The 402-nt window shown below is 77.4% G+C and carries 1 pseudogene; it reads right to left on the reverse strand.

Annotation, left to right across the window (positions count from 1 at the left end):
• A pseudogene (locus tag ACZY1I_RS32235) lies at positions 1–402 on the reverse strand (PGRS repeat-containing protein); the annotation flags it as partial.

Genomic DNA, 402 nt, shown 5'->3' on the forward strand with positions numbered 1-402 from the left:
GCGCCACCGTTGCCGTTGGCGCCTGCGGTCGCGCCGACTCCACCCGCCACGCCGCCGTTGCCGCCCTTGCCGCCGCTGGCGCCGTTACCCCCGGTGCCGCCGTCGCCGCCGGTGTAACCGGCGCCGTTGTTGACCCCGGAGACGCCGCTGGAGCCGGCGGCGCCTAGGCCGCCCTTGCCCGCGGTACCTGCCGCGCCGCCATTACCAGCCGCGCCACCGTCGCCGGCCTTGCCGGCGATGGAGCCGGTACCTGCGGCACCGCCGTTACCGCCCGCGCCACCGTCGGCACCGGCACCGGCGTTGCCGCCCGCCTGCCCGGCGCCGCCAGCACCGCTGGTAGCAACTCCGTTGAGGCCATCGATGCCTGAACCACCGGCGCCACCGACGCCGCCCTTACCGCCG

It is taken from the genome of Mycobacterium sp. IDUB_37, assembly GCF_055419245.1.